Here is a 17,730-nt window from a genome sequence, read left to right as displayed (position 1 = left end):
GCGCAACATGCCCCACTATGCGATGTGTTAGCAAAAACAAAAATGCGCCCCTTAAATTAGAGACGCATTGATTTATCTAAACAGGTTTTCGAATTACACGATTTTTTGGAGAGCCATCTTTTTCAAAATACCTAGAAGGCCAAATTTCTTGAGGTGACACGCCAATTGCATTAGCAATAATTAATTCGCCTCTAGGCCATTCTTTATTTAGAGCATTTTGCAATGTGCTGCTTGATAAACCATGTTCACGGGATAATCCCGCCATGCTGATTTTCTTTTTCTTTAAAGCGGCAAGAATATCTGCCGGATGCCAATCCTGCTCAACCATTTTCTCATTCCTTGGTGGTGAATCGAGACATGGTTTGCAGTACCAGCTAATGACATCTGGCGAGCCTTTCGACTCCCACGCCCCGACCCACCATTGAAAAATACAGATGAGCAAGGTCGAACCGTTCATTTGCATGAACAGCGCGTCATTAGTTGGGGCTGCAAATCCCCACCAGCGCCTTTTTCACGCTGGCATGCAGAATCTATCACATACCCACATTAACGCAAAGCCCGACGCCATGCGGTTTCCATTGATTAATTCCTAATTTTCCAGAATTGTTTCCTGTTCTGCATCTCCTGTAACCTGCGCCATACCTGAGTTTTCCCCAATTTCCTATATTTCCGACCTCATAAGCATCAAATGTGTATGTTCTTGACCATACTCCAAGGGGTTAGGGGTAGTTCATTCACCTGTAGAGGGTATGGTATGTATTAAGGGTTCTATAAGAGGCTTTAACCCTATAGTGGAAATCTCGGAAATCTGGAAAAACCGCATGGCGTCGGGGATGGCAAGGGATTGGATTCTGGAAGCAAATCTGGAAAAACTGGAAATATGCCCGCCTCCAATCACTCCTGTATGACTCTGTACACAAAACGCTCAAAGCAAAATAATTTAAACTTTTTTAATTTATTGTTTTGTTTGTGATTCTTTATAAAAACAAAGGTCATGCCAGTCTTGTATTCCCCGACGCCATGCGGCTTCTTGTTATAGTGTTGACACGCTGTAAATCAATAGGTTACGGCATGGAGTGATTTGACTGAGCATTCTTGCATGAGTAACATTGTCCATATCAGAGAAACATACTTCCTGCAGCCAGTTAAGTTTTCCAGAATATAAATAATATGGAGTAAATAAAATGATTACGCTTAATTCATGCGCGGGTAACGCACATCAATTGCCAGAAGATAAAATTTCTAATAAAGAAATACTTGTTTTACTGAATATCAAGCATCAAGAATTTAGCTCTGCAAGAAAATGGCGACCAGAGGATTTCCCAAAAGGTGTACGCTGTGGTCAGTCAATTTTTTATTCAAAAAAGGAAGTGATTGAATTTTTCGGGCGTTATGGATACAAACCAAAAGGTACTCAATGCAAACCAATTCTGGTAGCCGCTAAAATCAGGTAAACAAAATGAATTATCAGCACAAAGAAATATTCATTGATGTTTTTTACATGAGTCCTCATGAATGCTCAAAATTTGGATTTATATTTATTGATAAAACCGCAACACCTATTTATGAAACTCCTGAATTATATATTGATTACAACGCAAAACCAGACTTCGGCGCACCAGAAATGTTTATTGATTGGTCTGCGCGTCCAGATTACGATGAAATTGAAATTATGGCTCCTGCCATTCAACAGCCAGTAATTAATAATTTCCCGCCAGTGCAGAAACCTTCAAATGACACTGCAAAAGCAACTTTGCATATTGATGCAACAGCAAAGTCACTTTACGAACCTAAAAAGCCTGTGCTGGAAGCTCTGGGAAAAGATAAAAACAATGAAAATGATGAATTATGCGGTATAGGCCAGTACATCTATGAATACATGAATAATGCAGCCCGCCGTGAGTTAAAGCCAGCGGCTAAAATGGCGGCATTACAGGCTCTTTCTGCTATATCACCAAACATTAAAGGTTATAACAATATTACTATGGGCTTATTAACCTTTACTGTTTGTGAATCTGGTGCTGGCAAAGAAAAACCACAGGAAATTTTTGATGAAATCGCAGTTTCTGCTGGCATGGCAGCAGCAGATGCGCCAACATCAACTAAAAGTATTTACATGGACATTTTCCATGGTAAGGGACGCGCCGCTTTTCTTGTGGATGAAGCACATGAAATGCTTAACAGTATGCGTGGTATTGGTGCAAAGAAATCTGAACATTCAAGCGGGATGGAAGGTACCTTTTTAAAACTATCAACAAAACAGTATGCGAAACTGTCACCTACTTATCTAAAAGAAATGATTGCATCTATCAAGTCTGAAATTGACCATGACAAAAAACGATTAGCACATTACAAAGAAAATATTGATGATGATGGCAACAGAATTGATATCGACAAGGCCAAATCCATCTCCGACAAAATCAATAGTACCATTGAGTATAAAAAAGAAGCCATCAGGAGAATGAAGGAAACGAAAAGAATTGATGGAGTAAGGGTTAATCTTTTTGGTTCATCCACTCCAAGGGAAATGCGCCCACACATTAACAAGCGCTCGATTCAAAATGGTTTTCTGGGACGTGTCATTATGGGATGGGGTGAGAGCATTAATAAATTAAAAACTCCACATGCAAATGAAATTGAAAAAGAGGCATTATTACGATACATCGAATATATCTCTACGATAAAAGGTGAAGTTACAGCAACTGATGAAGCCAGGCTTTTTTTAGATGATGTAATGTTTAAATACGATGCAGATGAATTTCTTCAAAACATTGATTATGGGGCATTGTACCGAAGGGTATACGAAAACACATGCAGAATTGCATCCCTGCTAGCAGTCGGGAATTTTGATTTAAAAATCACATTAGCACAAGCTAAAGCCGCTTTGAAAATCGTCCTTGATAGTCTGAATGCGATTATTAGTCTGTGCGAAACGGGCGGCGAATCTGAGCAATACGAATTTGAAATGGAAGTTGAAGCGAAAATTTATATCACTATTGATAAAAATAAAAACCAACATGGATATTGTTATCTAAGCGTCTTGCGAGACAAGTTATTTAACGGTAAGAAAATAAGGAGCAAGTTAAACCAATTTAAAATGACAGTAGAGCGTTTCATGAACAAGCTTGTTTCGTCAGATTATTTATCTGTGGCTGATGCGAATAAGAAACCAGCATATAAGATTGAAAATGCAGGATTGAACAGGATGCATAAGTTAATAAATGCCACTTAGTTTGAATTACCAGTTATAACTACCACTAATCATCTTATATGAAGAGAACTCGAAATGACCGATACAAATTATCTTATTGGAAAAATGCGTTCTATGGCTATTGAAAAATACGTTAAGGAAAATAAAAAACTAATTGCTGCACAAATCAGCGAGCAATCCCAGAAGGTACAACTTACCGGACTGGTGTGTGGTGATGATGCTATAGCTTTGTCTGGTGTAAGTAAGCCAATGTTTTATGCGGCAAAACGATTTAACCCTAAAGAATTTCCACAAGCGATTTATCAAGAACACGAGGGTTACATCTGGTATCGAAAACAAGACATTGTTGATTTCTTTTCAAAATACCCAGCGCGTCGATATGGGAGTAAATATAATGGCTAATTTCTTTACCGATTTAAACAATTACATTAAACAAAAACCGCTTGATTACATGCGCGAATTTGGAATTGAAATCGAACCAAATACGCAAATCCCCTGCCCTATATGTGGGGGTGAAAATCGTTTTAATTGGAGAAGTACAGGCAAGTATGCAAATACGGGTTATTGCAGGTCAGGCGACAGTCACGGCGGTAATGTATTGCAACCACTAACCATCATACAAGCGATAACTAAATTTTCTCTTTCTGATATTGGTGCGCATTTAGGTTTTAATAAAACCAAGAAATGGCACAATCCCAATCATCTTATAATGAGGAATGCGCCAAAGAAAATCATTTATACGCATGAGCACAAAATAGCCGAGTTAGATTACAACAAACTGGATTTGTTTTCGCAGAATGTAAGCAATGAATCTAAAAATGCTACATGGCGCGAATCTCCGTACCTGCTAACCAAAGGAATTAGCAAAATGATGTGGATTGGCGGTCATGGTCAGACACTACTGGATTATTATCGCGCTGACGGAGCATTTTGTGCAATGCAACGAATTTCTAATGATGGGGCAAGTAAATTATTTATCTCTAATAGTCAGAAAACGGGTGCTTTTCACTGTGAGAGGAATCAGGCGGGGAATATTGAAACCATATTCATTGGCGAAGGGTTTGGAACCGTTACCGCATTTCAATATTCAATAAGTGATTTATATCCGGCATCCTTGTTCTTAACTGCTGGCAATGATACTAATTTAAACAACGTCACGATAGAAGCAAGGCGATGTTATCCAAATGCTAATATTTGCATTCTTACTGATAATGACAGTAATAAAGATAACGCTGGCTTAAAAGCCACTATAAAAACAATGGAGCAAGTAAATAACTGCTGGTGGGCAATGCCCGTTAATGTTGGTGAGGATTGGTGCGATGTTTTTCAGCGCGGAAAATTTGCAGTGCGTGATGAATTTCAAAGGGTACTTAAAAACAGCAAGCCATCTATATAAACATAAATACACATATTCTGACTACGCTGATTTATTTTCCAAAGTCACCATCACCTGCCCTTTACATGGTCAATTTGAACGTATCGGCATTTATCATATTTACGGCGATGAATGCCCCACATGCCAACGCAGTAAGCAGCGAATTTATTATAACTATGTAATGCAATCGGAGAACATTATCAAAATTGGCAGGTCTGCTAACGTCTTTGCGCGAATGAGTGAATTATCATTTGATTTAGGCCGACCGTGTTTATTGCATAATGTATGCTCTTACAACTCAAGACGTGAAGCATGGGATTCAGAACGGTTCGCCCATTCCATGTTTAAACAATTCAATATATCGCCGTTTGATTTAAAATTTGCTGGCTCGTCTGAATTTTTCAAAATAGTGCCATCAATGGCATGTAATGCCTTAATTATTTCAGGGGGTAAATTAGTTTATGAGCATCATTAAATGTTAGCCCCTTTCGGGGCTGCGCTCCGCGCTGGTGGGTGGAAAGAATGTGGTTTCAAAACGTCCTTTTCTTCACCCACCAGCGCGGAGCGCGTGAACGAAGTGAACTTAATTAATTAGCATCATTCAGCGCCTTTAACATTTTTTGTAATGGCAGGCGCGTTATATAAACTCTATCCGTAATTCCATGCGCTGCATGACCCAAAATAAATGCTCGTGTACTATCATCAGCATCTGTATCACGTAATCTGTTAGACATACTGTGGCGGTAGCAATGGCTTGAGCGTTTTAAGCCAATAGATTTATACGCCTTACTGATTTTATCCATAATGCTGTTTAATCCATTCTTCATCACTGGCTTTTCTTTCCATACGTTAAGAGCCAAAAGTGCATCGCAAATTGGTATATTTCGTTTACTTGATTCTGTTTTAGTTGTTTTCCCTTCTTCATGCGTATTGATACTAATGCATTTAATCCCTTCCACTTCAATGTAATCATCCTTTGTGATTTGCCGTAACTCGCTAACCCGCATCCCTGTATAATACATAAGTACATTAGCCCAATAATTTTGAAGGTCTTCAGTTACTGTTGGTTGCTTAATCATTTCTTTGAATTGAGATAGTGTAACTTCCAGCTTAGGTTTTTCAACACTGACCTTTTTATAATTCATCCCCCTAAATGGATTTTTATCAATCCATTCTTTAACGTCCAACACAAACGCAAACATGCTACCCAATGCGGTAATAATTTTCTGTTTAGTCATGGAGGCTAATTTTTCTTCATCCATGCAAGATTTAAATGAAATAACATGCTCTTTCGTTATTTCTTCCACAGTCTCAATATTTTTCGATGTACACCAAACAATAAATCTATCTATGCAACCAGAATATGCCTTAATAGTTTTCTCTTTCCATTCAGTGTTAGCGTCAAAGTACGCTTTTTTGGCGACAGCTAAGGAATGCCCCTGTGCGACCTTCTGAGGCCGTTTAGTACTTAAGGTAAGGGATTGCATTGGCGAAGTGGTAGCAACAGCGTGTGGCGCTTCCTGTGAAGCTGTCGCAAGATGCCTCAATCGCTCAATCTCGTCAGAGGCGACGAGGCCATCACGAAACTTTTTCAGCATTTCCCGCATTGAGGTAAATGGAGCTTCAAGGGATTTTAGCTCCATATACCTGATTGTTATAGATGCCGTTCTTTTTATGGCAATTGATTTATCACGGGTGCGCAGGATGATTTCAATCGTGTGTTTTTCATAACGCTTGCGCCATACATACCCCTTTTTATTTGTGTGCGATATGTGTGCAATTTGTGTGTCCATTTTCAAGCCTTGCTTAATTTTGGTTATGCCGAAAAACCGCATACCCACAAATCAATCAATGACTTAAATCCCCTGAGTGAAACAACGAATTGCTGTGTGTAGTCTTTGCCCATCTCCCACGATGGGCTTTTTTTTTATCCTGACTACGCGCGCTTAACCTCACAGGTACTGAGCATTCGCCACTCAGCAGGCAGCACCCGCGTTTCCCCTGTCACATTAATCGTCACCGCCGCGCGGATATCCGCCGACGATGCGCCAACCTGCAGTTCAAACTCGCCCGGCTCAACGATGCGTTTCCCGTCCCGGCGGGTAAAGTTGAACATCTCAACCGGTAGCGTAAAGCTGACCGTGGTGGTTTCGCCCGGCGAGAGCGTGACGCGCTGGAACGCCTTCAGCTCCTGTAGCGGCCGTACCTGGGTGGCGACCTTATCCCTGACGTAAACCTGCACCACCTCGCTGCCGCTGCGTTCACCGGCATTGGTGATATCCACGCTCAGCGTCACCTCGCCGTCGACCGGCACGCTGCTTTCAGCTACGCGGGCAGCCCCCCAGCTAAACGTCGTCCAGCCAAGGCCGAAGCCAAACGGATAACGTGAACCGAAGTGGAACGCAAACGGCGTGCCGCCGCTTTTGAGCTTGTGATTGTAGTAATACGGCATTGCCCCGGCGCTTTTCGGCACGCTCACCACCAGACGTCCCTGCGGCTCTGCGCGTCCCGTTAGCACGTCCGCGATCGCCCAGCCCCCTTCCTGCCCGGGCGCCCACGCCACCAGCAGCGCCGCGATCTTATCCTCCAGCCCCTGCAGGTTGTACGGGCGCCCGCCGGTCATCACGACAATCACCGGTTTGCCCGTCGCCACCAGCGCCTCCAGCAGCTGTTGCTGCACGCCCGGCAGATTCAGGGAGTCGGTGTCGGAACCTTCCCCCACGGTTCCGCTCTGGAACAGCCCGGCGAGATCGCCCACGCAGGCCACCACCACGTCACTCTCCTGCGCCGCGTTCACGGCCTCGGGGATCAGCGCGGTGCTTTGCGAGACCGGCGACTGCTGCATCGGCTTACCGCCGCTGTCGCCCGGGAAGACCGGCGCACCCGCCATCCGTTTCTCGATGATGTGACACCCTTTGGCGTAACGGACCTGCGACGCGCCGAGGTAATGTTCCAGCGCCGCGCGCGGGGTCGTTACCTGCGAGGTCTCTTCCACCATATCGCTGATGATCAGATGTACCGGGAAGCTGTAGCCGCTGAGCAACGCCAGCGGATCGTCTGCCGTCGGCCCCACCACCGCCACGCGGGGCTTACCGCAGAGCGGTAAAATACCGTTGTTTTCCAGCAGTGTGACCGATTTCGTCGCCACCTCCCGCGCAACCTGTCGGGTGGTGTCATTTTGCAGATCGATACCATTTTCATCCGCGTACGGGTTTTCAAACAGGCCCAGGCGGAATTTTTCGGTCAGCACGCGCGCCACGATCTCATCCACCCTGGTCATAGAAATTAGCCCGCGCTCAACGGCGTCCGCCAGATGGCGCGCGCAGTCATCTTTCGGCAACTCGACGTCCAGCCCGGCGTTAAAGGCCAGCGCGGCGGATTCGGCCGCATCGTGGGACACACCATGATGCTGGTGCAGCAGGCTGACGCCGCCGTAATCCGCGACAATAATGCCGTCGAACCCCCACTGTTCGCGCAGGACGGTGGTCAGCAGGAAGCTGTCGCTGTGCCCCGGCTGATTGTCGATATCGTGGTAGGCCGGCATCACCGACCCGGCATTGGCCAGCTTCACCGCCATTTCAAACGGAAGCAGGAAGGTGTCGTTCAGTTCGCTAAAGCCCAGATGTACCGGCGCATGGTTGCGCGCCCCTTCGCTGAACGAGTGGCCCACGTAGTGCTTGAGCGTCGCCAGCAGATCGCGCCTCTCGCCCTGCACCCCTTTCACGTAGGCGGTTGCCATCACCCCCACCAGCCAGGGATCTTCCCCGAAGGTCTCTTCGGTTCGCCCCCAGCGCACGTCGCGGGAAACGTCCAGCACCGGCGCCAGCCCCTGCTGACAGCCGACGGATCGCGCCTCTTTACCGATCTGCTCTGCCGCGCGCTGTACCAGTTCAGGATCCCAGGTAGAGCCGTAGTTCAGCGACGACGGGAACAGGGTGGCGTCTTTGCACAGCAGCCCCACCAGACACTCTTCATGGAACAATGCCGGAATGCCGAGACGCGTCTCTTCCATCATCATGCGCTGCAGGCGGTTAGCGGCGCGCACCCCGGTTTTCGCGTCAACGATATGGGTACCCAGCGGACGGGTGATCTGCCCGACGCCCAGCTTTAGCCGTTCACTCAGCGCTGCCTGCTCGCTCACGCCGGCGAATTCATCGCTGAGGTCACTGCGTTCGCGATGGTTGCCGTTTTCATCGAGGATCAGCCAGTACGCATGCATCTGGGCGAACTTCTCTTCCGGGGTCATACGCGCCAGTAAATCGGCGACGCGCTCGTGCACGGGACGTCCCGCGTCCTTATAGATAGCTGTCATGTTTTACTCCTGTAGTGCGGAAGGGATTGTTGGGCTGAGCTGCCCCGCGTCGGGTCTCACCTCACGCTTGCTGGTCAACTCCCGGGCGATGGAATCCACCAGCCGACTGTTGAGCTTGTAGATAGCAAGCAGCGCGACCATGCAAAGGAACAGCGCGCAAGGGATAAGGGTGAACAGCGCGTTAATCGTAGAGAGTACGTGGGGTGCCTGAGTTGCCTGCCCCGGGGCGTAATCCACCATGCCCAGCACCCAGCCGACCACCGCGCCACCCAGCGCCAGGCCGAATTTGATGGCAAACAGTGCGGTGGAAAAGACCAGCCCGTCCAGGCGGCGGCCGCTGCGATGCTCTTCGTAGTCGACCACATCGGAGAACATGGTCCACTGCAGCGGCGTGGTCAGGTTTTGCACAAAGCTAAAGACGATGTTGAGGCCAAAAATCAGCCACACCTGCGAAGGCGGCAGGAAGAAAATCAGCGCGCCGAAAATAACGAAGGAAATAATGGTCCACTGGTAGGCGCGCACGCGGTCAAATTTCCCCAGCAGCCGTTCAGATAATAATGCGCCGCTTAAGGAGGCAACCATTCCGGAAACAATAAAGGCAAAAACCAGCTCCGGGCGCAACAGCACGTAGTTCACGTAATACATCGTGGCGGAACCGCGCGTTACCACCGCCGTTAACAGCAAAATATTAAACAGGAAAACAATGCGCCACTGGCTGTTTCCGGCCAGCAGTTTTAAATCGGTGAGCATCGAGCCGGAGGTATCATTGCGCGGCGAATAGCGCTCGCGGGTCATGAGGAAACAGCAGAAAAAGAGCACAATGCCCAGCAGCCCCATCAGGCTCATGGCATAGAAATAGCCTTTCTGCACGTTGCCCTGGCCTAACAGTGAGACCAGCGGCAGGGCAATCACCGTCACAATCAACCCGCCGATAAACGACAGGCCAAAGCGCCACGACTGCAGGGAGTGACGCTCGCGCGGATCCAGCGTCAGCGCGCCGGGCATGGCGCAGTAAGGTACGTTAATGGCGGAGTAAATCAGGCTTAAGATCGCGTAGGTCACACAGGCATAAACGATTTTCGCCGTCGGCCCCACGTCCGGTACATAGAAAGTGATGAGGCAGCTTACGCCAAACGGAATGGCGAACCACAGCAGCCAGGGACGGAAACGACCGTGACGCGTCTGGGTGCGATCCACCAGGGCGCCAATGCACGGGTCGACAAACGCATCAACCACGCGCACCACTAAAAACATGGTGCCCATGATTGCGGCGGGTAGCCCAAAAACGTCCGTATAGAAATAAGCGAGAAATAAGGTTGCCGTTTGCCAGACCAGCGCGCTGGCCATATCACCTAAGCCATAACCTATTTTATCTTTGGTACGCAATACAGAGGAGAGTGTCATTGTTATTTGCCTTTTTATCAGGTTAAAACGTATTTCAACCAGTTGCGCATCACTGAAAGGGAAATGCGCAGTAAGGCTCAAGTATTAGCAACACGTTGCGCGCTAACAATTGTCTAAATTGACAGACAAATTATGATATTTGGTTTTTTACTTTATTTGTGATGGGGAGCAAATAAGAGGGAAAATAAAAAAGGCGAGGAGATATCTCCTCGCCTTTATCCGTTTTTAAGCGGTTACTTGTTCAGTTCCGCCAGGCTCAGCCAGGTTTGCACCACCGTATCCGGGTTCAGGGACAGGCTATCAATCCCCTCTTCCATCAGCCAGGCAGCGAAGTCTTCATGGTCGGATGGACCCTGACCACAAATCCCGACGTATTTACCCTGCTTCTTCGCCGCGCGGATGGACAGGGAGAGCAACGCCTTCACCGCCTCGTTACGTTCATCGAACAGCTCGGAGACCACGCCGGAGTCGCGGTCCAGACCCAGCGTCAGCTGCGTCATGTCGTTCGAACCGATAGAGAAACCGTCGAAGTGCTCGAGGAACTGCTCGGCCAGCAGGGCGTTGGACGGAATTTCACACATCATGATGATCTTCAGCCCGTTCTCGCCGCGCTTCAGCCCCTGACGCGCCAGCTCGTCCACAACCGCTTTCGCCTGATCCACGGTACGTACGAACGGGATCATGATCTCCACGTTGGTCAGTCCCATGTCGTTGCGCACGCGCTTCACCGCCTCACACTCCAGCGCGAAGCAGTCGCGGAAGCTGTCGGACACGTAGCGTCCGGCCCCGCGGAAGCCCAGCATCGGGTTCTCTTCTTCCGGCTCGTAGCGTTCGCCGCCGACCAGGTTGGCGTATTCGTTAGACTTAAAGTCAGACAGACGCACAATCACGCGTTTCGGATAGAAAGCGGCACCCAGCGTCGCGATCCCTTCGGTCAGACGGCCGACGTAGAACTCTTTCGGCGAGTCGTAGCCTTTCATCATCTCGCGGATTTCGTTCTGCAGCTTCGGCTCCTGGTCGTCAAACTCCAGCAGCGCACGCGGGTGAACGCCGATCATACGGTTGATGATAAATTCCAGGCGCGCCAGGCCTACGCCTTCGTTTGGCAGGCAGGCGAAGTCGAACGCGCGGTCCGGGTTACCGACGTTCATCATGATCTTCAGCGGCAGGTCCGGCATGGTATCCACGCTGGAGCTCTTCACGCTGAAGTCGAGGATATCGGCATACACGTAGCCGGTATCGCCTTCGGCACAGGAGACGGTCACGTTCTGTCCGTCCTTCATGCGCTCGGTAGCATCACCGCAGCCGACAACCGCAGGAATACCCAGTTCGCGTGCAATGATCGCCGCGTGACAGGTACGGCCGCCGCGGTTGGTGACGATAGCCGCCGCTTTCTTCATGATCGGTTCCCAGTCCGGGTCGGTCATGTCGGTCACCAGCACGTCGCCGGGCTCAATACGGTTCATCTCGCTGATGTCGTGGATCACTTTCACCGGGCCAGCACCGATGCGGTGACCGATAGCACGGCCTTCCGCCACGATTTTGCCCTGGGCGTGCAGCGTATAACGCTCCATCACCTGGCCGCGAGAGCGGACGGTTTCCGGGCGCGCCTGCACGATAAACAGCTTGCCGGTGTTCCCGTCTTTCGCCCATTCGATATCCATCGGGCGGCCGTAGTGTTTTTCAATCTGCACCGCCTGCTTCGCCAGCTCCTGCACTTCGGCGTCGGTCAGGGAGAAGCGGTCGCGCTGTTCCTGCGGTACGTCTTCAATTTTAACCTGCTTGCCATGCTCCTGGGTCGGGGCATAGATCATGCGGATTTTTTTCGAGCCCATGGTGCGGCGCACCACCGCCGGACGGCCAGCGGCCAGCGTAGGCTTGTGAACGTAGAATTCGTCAGGGTTTACCGCACCCTGCACAACCATCTCACCCAGACCCCACGCGGAGGTGATAAACACCACCTGGTCGAAGCCGGATTCGGTATCAATGGAGAACATCACGCCGGATGAGCCTACGTCCGAGCGCACCATGCGCTGCACGCCAGCGGAAAGCGCCACGCCGCGATGGTCGTAGCCCTGGTGCACGCGATAGGAGATGGCACGGTCGTTAAACAGGGAAGCAAACACGTGCTTCACGGCCACCAGCACCGCATCGTAACCCTGGACGTTCAGGAAGGTTTCCTGCTGCCCGGCAAACGAGGCGTCCGGCATGTCTTCCGCGGTCGCAGAGGAACGCACGGCAAAGGAGGCCTGCGCATCGTCAGCAGAGAGCTGGTTGTATGCGTCGTGAATGGCTTTTTCCAGTTCCGGCTGGAAAGGTGTGTCGATGATCCACTGGCGGATCTGCGCCCCGGCTTTGGCAAGCTCGGTGACGTCATCAATATCCGTTTTATCCAGCAGGTCGTAAATGCGCTGGTTAACACCGCTCTGGTCTAAAAACAGGTTAAAGGCATCGGCGGTGGTGGCAAACCCGTTCGGTACGGAGACACCCATACCCGACAGGTTTGTAATCATTTCACCCAGGGAGGCATTTTTGCCCCCAACTCTGTCTACATCATTCATGCCGAGTTGGTTATACCAAAGCACCAGCGGTGACGAGCCATTGTTGGACATCGAAACAATCCTTTTGTGATATTTGATCGGAGTAAGTAACACCTGACTACGTATTTATACTGGCATATTTATTTCCGCTAAAAAAACGGTGAATCGTGTAAGCAATTTAAAATTTCAACTTTTCGGATACTTTCCCATCAACGATTAACCCGATGATTCCTCTATATTCAGCCAGAAACCCCAAAAATAAAGTCGCTATTTGAAAAATGAAATCCACTTTTCAGGAAAATCAAAAACAGCGTTTCATTCATAATTAGGATAAGTTCTTTGCTGTGTAAATTACTTTTTTAATTTATGCTTTCAGACAATTACGTCTGATATTCAGGGTGGGTAAAATGGATAGTGCTGTCGATCGTCACGTTTTTTATATTTCTGATGGTACGGCGATCACCGCCGAAGTGCTGGGCCACGCGGTGATGTCGCAGTTTCCCGTATCGATCAACAGCATTACGCTGCCGTTTGTCGAAAATGAGAGCCGCGCCAAAGCGGTGAAGGACCAGATCGACGCCATTTACCAGCAGACCGGCGTTCGCCCGCTGGTGTTCTACTCCATCGTGATCCCCGAGATTCGCGCCATCATTCTGCAGAGCGAAGGCTTCTGCCAGGATATCGTGCAGGCGCTGGTGGCTCCGCTGCAAAGCGAGCTAAAGCTCGACCCGACGCCTATCGCCCACCGTACCCACGGGCTGAACCCCGGCAACCTGACCAAGTACGATGCCCGTATCGCCGCCATTGACTATACCCTCGCGCACGACGACGGTATCTCTCTGCGTAATCTCGACCAGGCGCAGGTGATCCTGCTTGGCGTGTCGCGCTGCGGCAAAACGCCGACCAGCCTCTACCTGGCGATGCAGTTCGGCATTCGCGCCGCCAACTACCCGTTTATTGCTGACGACATGGATAACCTGGTGCTGCCCGCCGCCCTTAAGCCGCTGCAGCACAAGCTGTTCGGGCTGACCATAAATCCGGAACGCCTTGCCGCCATCCGCGAAGAGCGCCGCGAGAACAGCCGTTACGCCTCCATGCGCCAGTGCCGGATGGAGGTCTCCGAAGTGGAAGCCCTGTACCGCAAAAATCAGATCCCGTGGCTGAACAGCACCAACTACTCTGTGGAAGAAATTGCCACCAAAATTCTCGACATCATGGGACTTAACCGCCGCATGTACTAATATGCTAGTACATTGGCTCGGATTCAGGTATCATCATCGGCAACCACGGGGCGGTGTCGCCCCGAACTTGAAATCAGCAGGGATTGGTTTAAGGTGATGCCCATCACTTCCCGGTAGTCTGCCGATGAAGCAAAAATTTTCTGAGACATTCCATGAATAAAACCGATGAACTCCGCACTGCGCGCATTGACAGCCTGGTCACGCCGGCTGAACTGGCCCAGCGGCATCCTGTTTCCGCTACCGTTGCGGAACACGTGACGGCCTCCCGCCGCCGCATTGAAAAAATACTTAATGGTGAAGACAAGCGTCTTCTGGTGGTGATTGGTCCCTGCTCCATCCACGATCTGGATGCCGCGATGGATTATGCAAAACGGCTTCAGGGCCTGCGGGATAAGTATCAGCACCGCCTTGAGATTGTGATGCGAACCTACTTTGAAAAACCGCGGACCGTGGTGGGCTGGAAAGGGCTGATTTCCGACCCTGACCTGAACGGCAGCTATCGCGTGAACCACGGCATTGAGCTGGCACGTAAGCTGCTTTTGCAGGTCAACGAGCTGGGCGTGCCGACCGCCACCGAGTTTCTTGATATGGTGACCGGGCAGTTTATCGCCGATCTGATCAGCTGGGGCGCGATTGGCGCACGCACCACCGAAAGCCAAATCCACCGCGAGATGGCCTCCGCCCTCTCCTGTCCGGTCGGCTTTAAAAACGGGACCGATGGCAATACCCGTATTGCGGTTGATGCCATCCGCGCTGCCCGTGCCAGCCACATGTTCCTGTCGCCGGACAAGAGCGGTCATATGACCATCTACCAGACCAGCGGTAACCCGTACGGGCATATCATTATGCGCGGCGGCAAAAAACCTAATTACCATGCACAAGATATTGCGGCGGCCTGTGAAACCCTGGCCGAGTTCGACCTGCCGGAACATCTGGTGGTGGACTTCAGCCACGGCAACTGCCAGAAGCAGCATCGCCGCCAGCTGGACGTTTGCGATGAGATCTGCCAGCAGATCCGCAGCGGTTCAACCGCCGTAGCAGGGATTATGGCGGAGAGCTTTATCAAAGAAGGCACGCAGAAAATCGTTGCTGGCCAGCAGATGGTGTACGGCCAGTCGATCACCGACCCGTGCCTGAGCTGGGAAGATAGCGAGCTGCTGCTGGAGAAACTCGCAGCAGCCGTGGACACACGCTTTTAACATCCTGCCGGGTGGCGCTGCGCTTACCCGGCCTACGATTCTTGCCGTTGTAGGCCCGGTAAGGCGAAGCCGCCACCGGGCTTTTCATTGCACAATATTGATCCTCTCGCCCTTTTTTCACAAAAACGCTTGCCGTGAATTTGCAGTTTATTGATAATGATTATCATTGTTACATTGATTGTTATTTATAAACATTATGTCACGTACGGATAACAGCGCGGCAACGCCAGCAAAAACAGACACAGCACCAGCCCCTATCGAGCGTCGGATTGACAGCAAAACCCTGCTCGGTGATGAGGGCCGGGTCATTATCGAGCATGACGGCCAGCGCTATCTGCTGCGCCAGACCCATGCCGGAAAACTGATCCTCACAAAATAAACAACACAAAAAACTACGCCAGCCACCCAGGTAAACCCCAGGCAGCCAGCGCTTTTCAATTCTAATGGAGAGTTGCTATGCCACACCTGCCTTCCGCGTCTTTACGCCCGTCACTTCTGACGCTGGCAATTGTCAGCGCCCTGCCGACCGCGGCGTTTGCTGCCACAGATGACATTACCGTCACCGCCACGGGCAACGCCCGCAGCGCCTTTGAAGCCCCCATGATGGTGAGCGTGATTGACGCCAGCGCGCCGGAGAAGCAAACCGCCAGCTCGGCGGCCGACCTGCTGCGTAGCGTCCCCGGACTGACGCTGGACGGCACCGGGCGCACCAACGGGCAGGACGTGAACCTGCGCGGCTATGACCGTCGCGGCGTGCTGGTGCTGGTTGACGGCGTTCGCCAGGGTACCGACACCGGTCACCTGAACAGCACGTTCCTCGATCCGGCGCTGATTAAACGTATCGAAGTGGTTCGCGGCCCGTCGGCCCTGCTTTACGGCAGCGGCGCGCTGGGCGGCGTGATTTCCTATGATACCGCCGATGCGAAAGATCTGCTGGAGCCGGGTAAAAACAGCGGCTACCGCGTGTTTGGGACGGGCGCGACGGGCGATCACAGTCTCGGCATGGGGGCCAGCGCCTACGGCCGCACCGACACCCTGGACGGTCTGGTGGCCTGGTCCAGCCGGGATCGCGGTGATATTCGCCAGAGCGACGGAGCAACCGCCCCTAACGACGAATCCATCAATAACATGCTGGCGAAAGGCAGCTGGAAAATCGACCCGGCCCAGACCCTGAGCGGCTCCCTGCGCTACTACAATAACGACGCTCAGGAACCGAAAAACCCGCAAACCCCCGGGGCGGACAGCAGCAACCCGATGACCGATCGCTCCACCATTCAGCGTGACGCGCAGGTGGGCTATCACATCGCCCCGGAAGGTAACGACTGGCTGAACGCCGACGCGAAGGTCTACTGGTCCGAAGCGCGCATTAATGCCCAGAATATCGACAACAGCGGTGAGTTCCGCAAGCAGACCACCAAAGGCGGCAAGGTGGAAAACCGCACCCGCCTGTTCAGCGACACCTTAGCATCACACCTCCTGACCTACGGCGGGGAATATTATCGTCAGGAGCAACATCCGGGCGGGGCAACCACCGGCTTCCCGGAGGCGAAAATCGACTTCAGCTCAGGCTGGCTGCAGGACGAAATTACCCTGCGCGATCTGCCGGTCACCCTGCTGGGCGGCACGCGGTATGACAACTACCGCGGCAGCAGCAATGGCTACGACGATGTCGATGCCGACAAGTGGTCATCCCGAGCCGGGTTAACCGTCAGCCCGACCGACTGGCTGATGCTGTTTGGCTCTTACGCGCAGGCGTTCCGCGCCCCCACCATGGGTGAGATGTACAACGACGCCAAACACTTCTCTATTGGCCGCTTCTATACCAACTACTGGGTGCCGAACCCGAACCTGCGCCCGGAAACCAACGAAACGCAGGAGTTTGGTTTCGGTCTGCGCTTTGACGATCTGCTGCTTGCCAACGATGCACTGGAGTTTAAAGCCAGCTATTTCGATACCAAAGCCAAAGATTATATCTCCACCACCGTCAATTTCGCGGCGGCAACCACCATGTCGTATAACGTCCCGAACGCCAAAATCTGGGGCTGGGACATGATGGCAAAATACTCTGCCGACCTCTTCAACCTCGACCTGGCCTACAACCGCACGCGCGGGAAAGATACCGATACGGGCGAGTACATCTCCAGCATCAACCCGGATACCGTTACCAGCAAGCTGGACATTCCGGTGGCGCAGAGCGGTTTTTCCGTCGGCTGGATTGGGACCTTTGTCGATCGCTCAACGCATATCAGCAGCAGCTACAGCGAGCAGCCGGGCTATGCGGTCAATGACTTCTATGTCAGCTATAAGGGCCAGGAACGGCTCAAAGGCGTGACCACGACACTGGTACTCGGCAACGCCTTCGACAAAGCGTACTGGTCACCTCAGGGCATTCCGCAGGACGGCCGTAACGGGAAGATTTTCGTCAGTTATCAATGGTAATCCCTTCGC

The 17,730-nt window shown here is 51.0% G+C and carries 13 protein-coding genes and 1 other RNA gene; 9 read left to right on the top strand and 5 right to left on the bottom strand.

Annotated features, from left to right (window positions below; genetic code table 11):
• Positions 1 to 76: 76 nt before the first annotated feature.
• Positions 77 to 328, bottom strand: a complete 252-nt coding sequence (locus KGP25_RS09695) for a helix-turn-helix transcriptional regulator (RefSeq protein WP_073535749.1) — start codon at positions 326 to 328, stop codon at positions 77 to 79.
• A gap of 856 nt (positions 329 to 1,184) precedes the next feature.
• Here KGP25_RS09695 and KGP25_RS09690 point away from each other — a divergent pair.
• The 4 genes from KGP25_RS09690 to KGP25_RS09675 are packed head-to-tail and all read left to right on the top strand — an operon-like array spanning position 1,185 to position 4,607.
• The gene (locus KGP25_RS09690) at positions 1,185 to 1,454 is read left to right on the top strand and encodes a hypothetical protein (protein WP_223540328.1); all 270 of its coding nucleotides are present in this window, start codon (positions 1,185 to 1,187) and stop codon (positions 1,452 to 1,454) included.
• 5 nt (positions 1,455 to 1,459) lie between these two features.
• Positions 1,460 to 3,232, top strand: coding sequence for a DUF3987 domain-containing protein (locus KGP25_RS09685; RefSeq protein WP_223540327.1), 1,773 nt, complete (start codon positions 1,460 to 1,462; stop codon positions 3,230 to 3,232).
• Between the two features lie 54 nt (positions 3,233 to 3,286).
• Positions 3,287 to 3,613, top strand: coding sequence for a hypothetical protein (locus KGP25_RS09680; protein WP_223540326.1), 327 nt, complete (start codon positions 3,287 to 3,289; stop codon positions 3,611 to 3,613).
• A complete protein-coding gene (locus KGP25_RS09675) occupies positions 3,606 to 4,607 on the top strand; it encodes a primase-helicase zinc-binding domain-containing protein (RefSeq protein ID WP_223540325.1) in 1,002 nt (333 codons plus the stop codon). The genes KGP25_RS09680 and KGP25_RS09675 overlap by 8 nt, the downstream gene beginning before the upstream one ends.
• 566 nt (positions 4,608 to 5,173) lie before the next feature.
• On the opposite strand, the gene KGP25_RS09665 is transcribed toward KGP25_RS09675, so the two are convergent.
• Positions 5,174 to 6,379, bottom strand: coding sequence for a tyrosine-type recombinase/integrase (locus KGP25_RS09665; protein WP_223540324.1), 1,206 nt, complete (start codon positions 6,377 to 6,379; stop codon positions 5,174 to 5,176).
• A 17-nt stretch (positions 6,380 to 6,396) separates the two neighbouring features.
• Between KGP25_RS09665 and rprA the strand changes: the two genes are divergently transcribed.
• An RNA gene (gene rprA, locus KGP25_RS09660) (antisense sRNA RprA) lies at positions 6,397 to 6,516 on the top strand.
• 6 nt (positions 6,517 to 6,522) lie between these two features.
• On the opposite strand, the gene KGP25_RS09655 is transcribed toward rprA, so the two are convergent.
• The 3 genes from KGP25_RS09655 to ppsA all read right to left on the bottom strand — a co-directional run bounded on the left by KGP25_RS09655 (position 6,523) and on the right by ppsA (position 12,914).
• The gene (locus KGP25_RS09655) at positions 6,523 to 8,898 is read right to left on the bottom strand and encodes a glycoside hydrolase family 3 N-terminal domain-containing protein (RefSeq protein WP_223540323.1); all 2,376 of its coding nucleotides are present in this window, start codon (positions 8,896 to 8,898) and stop codon (positions 6,523 to 6,525) included.
• Positions 8,899 to 8,901: 3 nt separating this feature from the next.
• On the bottom strand, positions 8,902 to 10,302 hold the full coding sequence (locus KGP25_RS09650) for an MFS transporter (protein WP_223540322.1): 1,401 nt from the start codon (positions 10,300 to 10,302) through the stop codon (positions 8,902 to 8,904).
• Between the two features lie 233 nt (positions 10,303 to 10,535).
• Positions 10,536 to 12,914, bottom strand: a complete 2,379-nt coding sequence (gene ppsA / locus KGP25_RS09645) for a phosphoenolpyruvate synthase (protein ID WP_008500643.1) — start codon at positions 12,912 to 12,914, stop codon at positions 10,536 to 10,538.
• A gap of 335 nt (positions 12,915 to 13,249) precedes the next feature.
• Between ppsA and ppsR the strand changes: the two genes are divergently transcribed.
• From ppsR to KGP25_RS09625, 4 genes are all read left to right on the top strand, one after another.
• Entirely contained in the window at positions 13,250 to 14,083 is an 834-nt protein-coding gene (ppsR, locus tag KGP25_RS09640; protein ID WP_008500644.1) for a posphoenolpyruvate synthetase regulatory kinase/phosphorylase PpsR, read from the top strand.
• Between the two features lie 152 nt (positions 14,084 to 14,235).
• Positions 14,236 to 15,282 (top strand): 3-deoxy-7-phosphoheptulonate synthase AroH, encoded by a 1,047-nt coding sequence (gene aroH / locus KGP25_RS09635; protein ID WP_223540321.1) that lies wholly within the window; start codon positions 14,236 to 14,238, stop codon positions 15,280 to 15,282.
• A 196-nt stretch (positions 15,283 to 15,478) separates the two neighbouring features.
• Entirely contained in the window at positions 15,479 to 15,661 is a 183-nt protein-coding gene (gene hemP, locus KGP25_RS09630) for a hemin uptake protein HemP (RefSeq protein ID WP_045910279.1), read from the top strand.
• Between the two features lie 77 nt (positions 15,662 to 15,738).
• Entirely contained in the window at positions 15,739 to 17,721 is a 1,983-nt protein-coding gene (locus KGP25_RS09625; RefSeq protein ID WP_196364716.1) for a TonB-dependent hemoglobin/transferrin/lactoferrin family receptor, read from the top strand.
• The last annotated feature ends 9 nt before the right edge of the window (positions 17,722 to 17,730 follow it).

Origin of the sequence: Enterobacter sp. JBIWA003, assembly GCF_019968825.1 — a bacterium.
GTDB classification, from domain to species: Bacteria; Pseudomonadota; Gammaproteobacteria; order Enterobacterales; family Enterobacteriaceae; genus Enterobacter; species Enterobacter quasiroggenkampii.
The sequence above is the reverse complement of the archived record's forward strand: the minus strand, read 5'-3'. Positions and strand labels throughout refer to the sequence as shown.